This is a genomic window from Actinomycetospora sp. NBRC 106378, assembly GCF_030269685.1.
Taxonomy (GTDB): Bacteria; Actinomycetota; Actinomycetes; order Mycobacteriales; family Pseudonocardiaceae; genus Actinomycetospora.
This window is the reverse complement of sequence record NZ_BSTT01000006.1, coordinates 311,093-317,974: the sequence shown is the minus strand read 5'-3', so window position 1 is coordinate 317,974 and position 6,882 is coordinate 311,093. Positions and strand designations below refer to the sequence as shown.

General features: G+C 72.1%; 10 protein-coding genes. All 10 read left to right on the top strand.

Going from position 1 to position 6,882, the window contains the following annotated elements; translation table 11 throughout:
* Positions 1 to 797: 797 nt before the first annotated feature.
* Positions 798 to 1,775, top strand: coding sequence for a hypothetical protein (locus tag QSK00_RS16650; protein WP_285592241.1), 978 nt, complete (start codon positions 798 to 800; stop codon positions 1,773 to 1,775).
* Entirely contained in the window at positions 1,768 to 3,042 is a 1,275-nt protein-coding gene (locus tag QSK00_RS16645; protein WP_285592240.1) for an SRPBCC family protein, read from the top strand. The genes QSK00_RS16650 and QSK00_RS16645 overlap by 8 nt, the downstream gene beginning before the upstream one ends.
* Before the next feature lie 64 nt (positions 3,043 to 3,106).
* On the top strand, positions 3,107 to 3,490 hold the full coding sequence (gene gvpJ, locus QSK00_RS16640) for a gas vesicle protein GvpJ (RefSeq protein WP_179794312.1): 384 nt from the start codon (positions 3,107 to 3,109) through the stop codon (positions 3,488 to 3,490).
* Complete coding sequence (locus QSK00_RS16635) at positions 3,487 to 4,296, top strand: GvpL/GvpF family gas vesicle protein (RefSeq protein ID WP_285592239.1); 810 nt, start codon at positions 3,487 to 3,489, stop codon at positions 4,294 to 4,296. The genes gvpJ and QSK00_RS16635 overlap by 4 nt, the downstream gene beginning before the upstream one ends.
* A 3-nt stretch (positions 4,297 to 4,299) precedes the next feature.
* The gene (locus tag QSK00_RS16630; RefSeq protein WP_230758427.1) at positions 4,300 to 4,545 is read left to right on the top strand and encodes a gas vesicle protein GvpG; all 246 of its coding nucleotides are present in this window, start codon (positions 4,300 to 4,302) and stop codon (positions 4,543 to 4,545) included.
* A complete protein-coding gene (locus QSK00_RS16625) occupies positions 4,542 to 5,225 on the top strand; it encodes a gas vesicle protein GvpO (RefSeq protein WP_285592238.1) in 684 nt (227 codons plus the stop codon). The genes QSK00_RS16630 and QSK00_RS16625 overlap by 4 nt, the downstream gene beginning before the upstream one ends.
* Before the next feature lie 10 nt (positions 5,226 to 5,235).
* Positions 5,236 to 5,655, top strand: coding sequence for a gas vesicle protein (locus QSK00_RS16620; RefSeq protein WP_285592237.1), 420 nt, complete (start codon positions 5,236 to 5,238; stop codon positions 5,653 to 5,655).
* Entirely contained in the window at positions 5,652 to 6,389 is a 738-nt protein-coding gene (locus tag QSK00_RS16615; protein WP_285592236.1) for a GvpL/GvpF family gas vesicle protein, read from the top strand. The genes QSK00_RS16620 and QSK00_RS16615 overlap by 4 nt, the downstream gene beginning before the upstream one ends.
* On the top strand, positions 6,386 to 6,607 hold the full coding sequence (locus QSK00_RS16610; RefSeq protein WP_285592235.1) for a gas vesicle protein: 222 nt from the start codon (positions 6,386 to 6,388) through the stop codon (positions 6,605 to 6,607). Before QSK00_RS16615 ends, QSK00_RS16610 begins: the two co-directional genes overlap by 4 nt.
* Positions 6,604 to 6,882: a gas vesicle protein K gene (locus tag QSK00_RS16605; RefSeq protein WP_285592234.1), complete on the top strand. Its 279-nt coding sequence runs from the start codon at positions 6,604 to 6,606 to the stop codon at positions 6,880 to 6,882. The genes QSK00_RS16610 and QSK00_RS16605 overlap by 4 nt, the downstream gene beginning before the upstream one ends.

Here is a 6,882-nt window from a genome sequence, read left to right as displayed (position 1 = left end):
CGGCCTGGCCGCCGGTGCCCGGCACAGCTCGCGCTGGCCCATCAGGGGCAGTCACATGGAGAGCCAGAGCACCGACGACCAGGATCCCGACCACCGCAACAGCGGCACCACCGACCCTGACACTGAGTGTCACGTGGGACAGGTCCGAGGCGCCCGCGGGATGCCTGGTGTGCCGCTCGCGGAAGGCGGGGTGGTCCCCGCGCCGCGCCACGGACACCCGGGACCGATGCGGCGCCGCCGTGCGGCGTCCGATCGGGTTGCACACGTCGCGGTGACGAGGCCGGTCCTCGTCGTCGGTCTGCGCGGATCGGACGCATTGCTCACGACCGGACGGTCGATCGGTCAGGGCCCGCGGCGCCGGGCTCCTCGACCGTAGGGCCGCGTGACTCGGCTGGCACTCGCACTGGGTGAGAGCAACGACCCCCGGCCGTTCCTGATCATCGTCAGTATTCGGACCATCTGTCGTGTGCCTGTACGGCGTATTCGCGGAAGACGATCGCGAATTGTTCTCCCGCCGAACGCCCCCATTTGCGGAAGCATCTGCCGTGGTAACGCGAGCATTCATCCGCCCCCTGTCGAGAAATGATCGCTGCCGTTCGGCCGAACCTTCCCGGATCTCCGTCCTCGCCGTCGCCACTGGCGATCACGACTTGTAGGGTCCGCGGCCACCGGTGGTCGGCGGAAATGTCGACACGGTTGGCCGACGAGGTTTGGAGGCGTCCTGTGTTCGGGAAAGACGGCGACCACGCGCGAGGGGTCGAACCAGCGCGCCCGATCGAAATGCGGGGTAACTGCTGATGGGTGGCGCGAAACTGCTTCTCGCGGTCGTGGGGGGCTACCTCCTCGGGCGTACGAAGAAGATGAAGCTGGCGATCATGCTCGGCGGGGCGCTCGTCGGGAAGAAGATTCCGACCGATCCGACGCAGCTGCTCGCGGCAGCCTCGAAGCTCGTCGACGCCTCGCCGGAGCTCCAGCGGCTCGACACGGCGGTCCGGGGCCGGCTGCTCGAGGTCGGCAAGGAGGCGGCGCTGGCCGCCGCGAGCTCGCGCATGGAGTCGTTGACCGACAGCCTCGTCGAGCGGGTCGAGAACCTCGGCAAGCCCGCCGCGGGCGCGACGCAGGCCGCCGGGCAGGCGGCGACCCAGGCGGGCGGCGCGGTCGGTGACGCCGCGACGCAGGCCGGGGGCGCGGTCGGCGACACGGTCGGGACGACCGGGAAGGCCGTCGGTGGCGCGGCCGGCTCCGCGGGCGGGGCGGTGCGCAAGGGGCTGCGTCGCAAGCGCCGCGGCGAGCAGGCCGAGCCGGCCGCCGAGGAGACCGCGACCGGGCAGGACGCGGCCGACCCGGCCGACGAGGACGTGGTGGACGTCGACGACGCCCACGACGTCGACGAGGAGACGGTCGGGCAGGAGGCCGTCGGCGAGGACGCCGAGGACGGCGAGCCCGCCGACGAGGACACGGCCGCCTCGGAGACCACCGAGGACGCACCGCAGGACGCCGACGAGGGTGACGGCGCGGGCGACGACGCACCGGTCACCGACCAGGAGCGACCCCGTCGGCGCCGGGCCTCGTCGGCGAGCGGGTCCGGATCGTCCGGCTCGTCCGGCCGGTCCACCGGCCGCTCGGGCTCGTCGGGCAACGGACGCTCGAGCTCGTCGAGCAACGGGCGTACGGCCTCCACGGGTCGCTCGTCCCGCACCTCGTCGGGGGGTGGCCGCTCGCGCTCGGGCGCCGCCGCCTCGTCGGGTCGACGCACGAGGGGAAGCGATGACTGAGACCGCGACCGACACGGCGAGGAACGGGGCCGGCTCCATCGCCGGGGCCCTGCCGACCGACGCGCTGAAGGACGCCGCGCAGCGCCTCGCCGCGGCGTTGGTCAGCAAGGTCGGAGAGACCGCCCTGCACCAGGTCGAGGGACTGACCGATCGCCTCAGCGAGGTCGCCGAGAACGGCGGGGTCGGGTTGACCAGCGCGTTCGGCGGCGGCGGCGACGGCCAGGGAGGGAGTTCCATCATGAGTGCGCTCAGCGCGGGAGCGGGCACGGTGAAGGACAAGGTGACCGGCGCGCTCGGCAACGTGGTGCCCGGCCTCGGCGGCGGCGGTGACGACGACGACGACGAGGGTGCCGGCGAGGGCGGCGGCGGGGGCGGGGGCAACAAGAGCGCCCGCGGCAAGTTCAAGTTCATGAACATCTTCGAGGTCCAGGACGTCGGTGTCCCGCTGCGCCTGGCCTACGACCAGTGGACGCAGTTCGCCGACTTCCCGAGTTTCATGAAGAAGGTCGAGACCGTCGACCAGAGCTCGGACGAGAAGGTCACGTGGCACGCGAAGGTGTTCTGGTCGAAACGGTCGTGGGAGACCACGATCGTCGAGCAGATTCCGGACTCGCACATCCTGTGGACCTCGTCGGGCCAGAAGGGCCACGCCGACGGAATCGTCACGTTCAGTGAGCTGGCACCGAACCTGACGCGCATCGTGCTGATCATGGAGTACTACCCGCAGGGATTGTTCGAGAAGACGGGGAACCTGTGGCGGGCGGTCGGTCGGCGGGCGCGGCTGGAGTTCAAGCACTTCTGCCGGCACGTGATGATGGATTCTCTGGTCAATCGCGACGAGATCGAGGGCTGGCGCGGAGAGATCCGTGACAGCGAGGTCGTCAAGACCCACGAGGAGGCGCTCGAGGAGGAGCGCGCGGCCGAGGAGGAGGGCGACGACGAGTTCGCCGACGAGGACCTCGACGGCGACGAGCCCTCGGACGAGGAGCTCGACGAGGACGAGCTCGCGGACGAGGAGCTCGACGACGCCGAACTCGCCGACGACGCCGACGACGATCTCGACGAGGCCGATCTGGCCGACGACGAGGTCGACGATGAGCTCGACGACGACGTGGAGGACACGGACGACGAGTTCGATGACGACGTCGCCGACCCGGACGACGTCGAGCACGGCGAGGACGCCGACGGGAACGCCGGGAACGGCGGGAACGGCGGTGGTCGCCGCGCGTCGCGTCGTCGCGGCCGTCGGCAGCCCGCGAACGCCTGATCTCCCGCACCTCCCGGGTACAGCAGCGCGCCCGGTCACGTGAAGTTCTGGACGAGGAGGAGACGTGACCGTCAGCCAACGTCAGGGCGGTGGGGTGCAGAAGGCCCCCCAGGGGGGTCTGGCCGAGGTCCTGGATCTGATCCTGGACAAGGGCCTCGTGATCGACGCGTTCGTCAAGGTGTCGCTGGTCGGGATCGAGCTGATCACGATCGACGCGCGCATCGTGGTCGCGAGCGTCGACACGTACCTGCGGTTCGCCGAGGCCACCAACCGCCTCGATCTGCACGCCAAGGGCGGCAAGGACCTCGGCGAGTTCATGGGCGGCATGACCGAGAACACCATGAAGGGGGGCGCCAAGGGCAAGACGAAGGGCGTCCTCGACGCGGGCAAGGAGAAGTGGGACGAGCTCCGCGAGGAGCGCCGTTCGAGCCGGAAGCAGGAGTCGTGAGCGAGGCGCCGGAGCAGGACTCCGGTGAGGAGCGGGTCGGGTCCTACGTCTACGGCATCCTGCGCTCCGGGCAGCGGATCCCCGACGGCCTGGAGGGCATCGACACGGGGAGCGAGGCGGGCGAGTCCGGGCTCGGGCTGGTCAGCTCGGGTCCGCTGGCCGCCGTCGTCAGCGACGTCGCGGTGGACCGTCCGCTGGGTACGCGCCAGCACCTGCTCGCCCACGAGCGGGTGCTCAACGCGATCGCCGTCGAGACCGCGGTGTTGCCGATGCGCTTCGGCGGGGTGCTCACCGACGACGACGCGGTGCGCGCGGAGCTGCTCGAGCCCCACCGGGACTACTTCGCCCGGGCGCTCGACGACATGGCCGACCTGATCCAGTTCTCGCTGCGCGGGGACTACGACCAGGACGTCGTGCTCACGCGGATCGTCGAGGAGAACCCGTCCATCCGGGACCTGCGGGAACGCATCTCCGGGATGGACGAGGACAGCTCCTACTACGACCGCGTGAAGCTCGGGGAGGCCGTCTCCCAGGCCATGGACGCGATCCGGGCGAACGACGCCGACGCCACGCTGGACGCCCTGGGGCGCTACGCCGTCGCGACGGTGGTCAAGGAGGCCAGCGGGGAGACGGGCGCGGTGCACGTGGCGTTCCTCGTCCGCCGGGACCACCGCTCCGACTTCGAGCGGGCGGTGGACGACCTCGGGGACGAGTGGTCGGGTCGGGTCGAGCTGCGTCTGTTCGGTCCGACGGCGTGCTTCGACTTCCTGCCGGAGTACGACGTGCCGGATCAGGACGGTGAGTGAGCCGTGGGGCTGTTCACCGAGCTGCTCCTGCTGCCGCTCGCGCCGGTGCGCGGGGTGGTGTGGGTCGCCGAACGGATCGAGGAACAGGTGGACCACCGCCTGAACGACCCGGCCGTCATCCGCGCGCAGATCGACGACCTCGACGCCGCCCACGAGCGCGGCGAGATCAGCGAGGCCGAGCGCGACGCCCAGCAGGACGTGCTGCTCGCCCGCCTGACCGGGCGTGAGCCGTCGGGCGGAGGGTCGTGAGCGGGGCCGACCGCTCCCGCCGTCGCAACCCGCTCGAGGAGGCCGACCGCCGCCGCTCCGGGGGCCGGTCGGCCCCCGCGAGGACGGGCAACGGGCGGCGGCGCGGGACGGACGACGAGCCGGAGCCGACCCGTCGTCGGGACGACGGGGACGCCCCGACCGACCAGGAGCGGCCCCGCCGTCGGGCGGCTCCGACGGACCAGGAGCGGCCCCGCCGGCGTCGGGTGGAGCCGGAGGAGGCAGCGGAGCCGGAGGAGGCAGCGGAGCCGGAGGTCGACGAGGACGAGCCCGAGGACGAGCCCGAGGACGAGCCCGAGGACGAGCCCGAGGACGAGCCCGAGGACGAGCCCGAGGACGACGTCGACGAGGTCGAGTCCGAGCCCGAGGAGCCGGAGCCGGAGCCCGAGCCGCAGCGGCCGCGCAAGGTGCCGGCCCGCGTGGTGGCGCGGTGGGCCGCGGAGCAGGTCATGGAGATGACCGGCAAGGAGTCCGAGAGCGTCACGTCGGTCCGACGCGACGAGGACGGGTGGACGGTCTCGCTCGAGGTGGTCGAGAGCCGGCGCATCCCGGACTCGACGGACCTGCTCGCGATCTACGAGGTCGAGATGGACGCCGACGGGGAGCTCGTCGGCTACAAGCGGGTCTCCCGCTACACCCGCGGCCGGGGCGACGACGACTGAGGAGGGACGCATGAACGAGCCGGTCCGCTGGACGGGCTCGATGCCTCCGACGCAGGGCCGCCAGGGCGGTCAGGGCGGTCAGGGTGGTCAGGCCGCCCGGGCGCCGGGAGGCACCGATCTCGCGGACATCCTCGAACGCGTGCTCGACAAGGGCATCGTGATCGCCGGGGACATCCAGATCAACCTGCTCGACATCGAACTGCTGACCATCAAGCTCCGCCTCGTCGTCGCCTCCGTCGACAAGGCCAAGGAGATGGGGATCGACTGGTGGGAGCGCGACCCCACCCTGTCGTCGGGTCGGGGTGAGCTGGAGGAGGAGAACGAGCGGCTGCGGGAGCGGGTCGCCGCGCTGGAGCAGGCGCAGGTCCGGCGGCCGGCGCGTCGCCGCACGAAGACCGAGCGGACACCGGAGCCGGAGGAGGAGCGGTGATCACCTACCTCTACGCCGTCGGCCGGGACCTCGAGCGGGTTCCCGACGTCGGGTCGGGCGGGGTCGGGGGCGGCGCGCTGCGGCTGGTCGGCGAGGCCGGTCTGCAGGCGGTGGTCTCCGACGTGGACCGGGAGGCGTTCGAGGACCTCGACGCCCACCGTGAGGACCTCGCGTGGTTGGCCTCGGTCGCCCGGGCGCACCACGGCGTGGTCGAGGCCGTGGGCCGGGCGCACGCCGTGGCGCCACTCGCCCTGGCCACGGTGTACCTCGACGACGACCGGGTCCGGGCCGTGCTGCGGGAGAGCCACGAGGCCTTCACCGCCGTGCTCGACCGCGTCGACGGCCGGGACGAGTGGGGGGTGAAGGCCTACGTCCGCCCGGGGGCGGCCCGGGCCGCGGCGGGGGAGCGGCCGAGTTCGGGCGCGGCGTACCTGCGGGCGCGCCGGGACGCCCTGCGGGCGGGGGACGCGGCGGTGGCCGACGCGGAGCGGGAGGCCGAGGCGGTCGACGCCGCGGTCTCGGCCCTGGCCGTGGAGTCGCGGCGGCATCCGCCGCAGGACCGGTCGCTGACCGGGCGGACGGAACAGATGGTGCTCAACGGGGCCTACCTGGTGGACCGGTCCGCGGCGGCCGAGGTGCGGGCGCTGGTCGAGGAGCGGTCCCGCACCGGCTCGATCGACCTCGAGCTCACCGGTCCGTGGGCGCCCTACTCGTTCGCGGGCGGTGCGGCGTGACCGTGGAGCACCGTCCGACGTCGCTGTTCGGGGACCGGGAGGTGGCGCTCGTCGACCTGCTCGACCGGCTCCTGGCCGGGGGCGTGGTGCTGACCGGGGACGTGACGATCTCGCTGGCCGGGATCGACCTGGTGCGCATCTCCCTGCGGGCACTCATCACGTCCATCGGGCCCGCGGAGCCGCCCCTGGAGGTCCCGTCGGAGCGGATGGTCGAGTGAGCGAGCGCATCGAGATCGACAAGGACGCGGTGCGGCGCGACCTCATGAAACTCGTCCTGACCATCGTCGAACTGCTCCGTCAACTCATGGAGCGCCAGGCGATCCGGCGGGTGGAGAACTGCGAGCTCACCGAGGAACAGGAGGAGGATCTGGGAACGGCACTCATGCTGCTCTCTGATGCGATGGACGAATTGACCGAGCAGTTCGGGCTCACGCCCGCGGACCTCAATCTCGACCTCGGTCCGCTGGGCCCGCTGCTGCCGCGCGACCGCTGA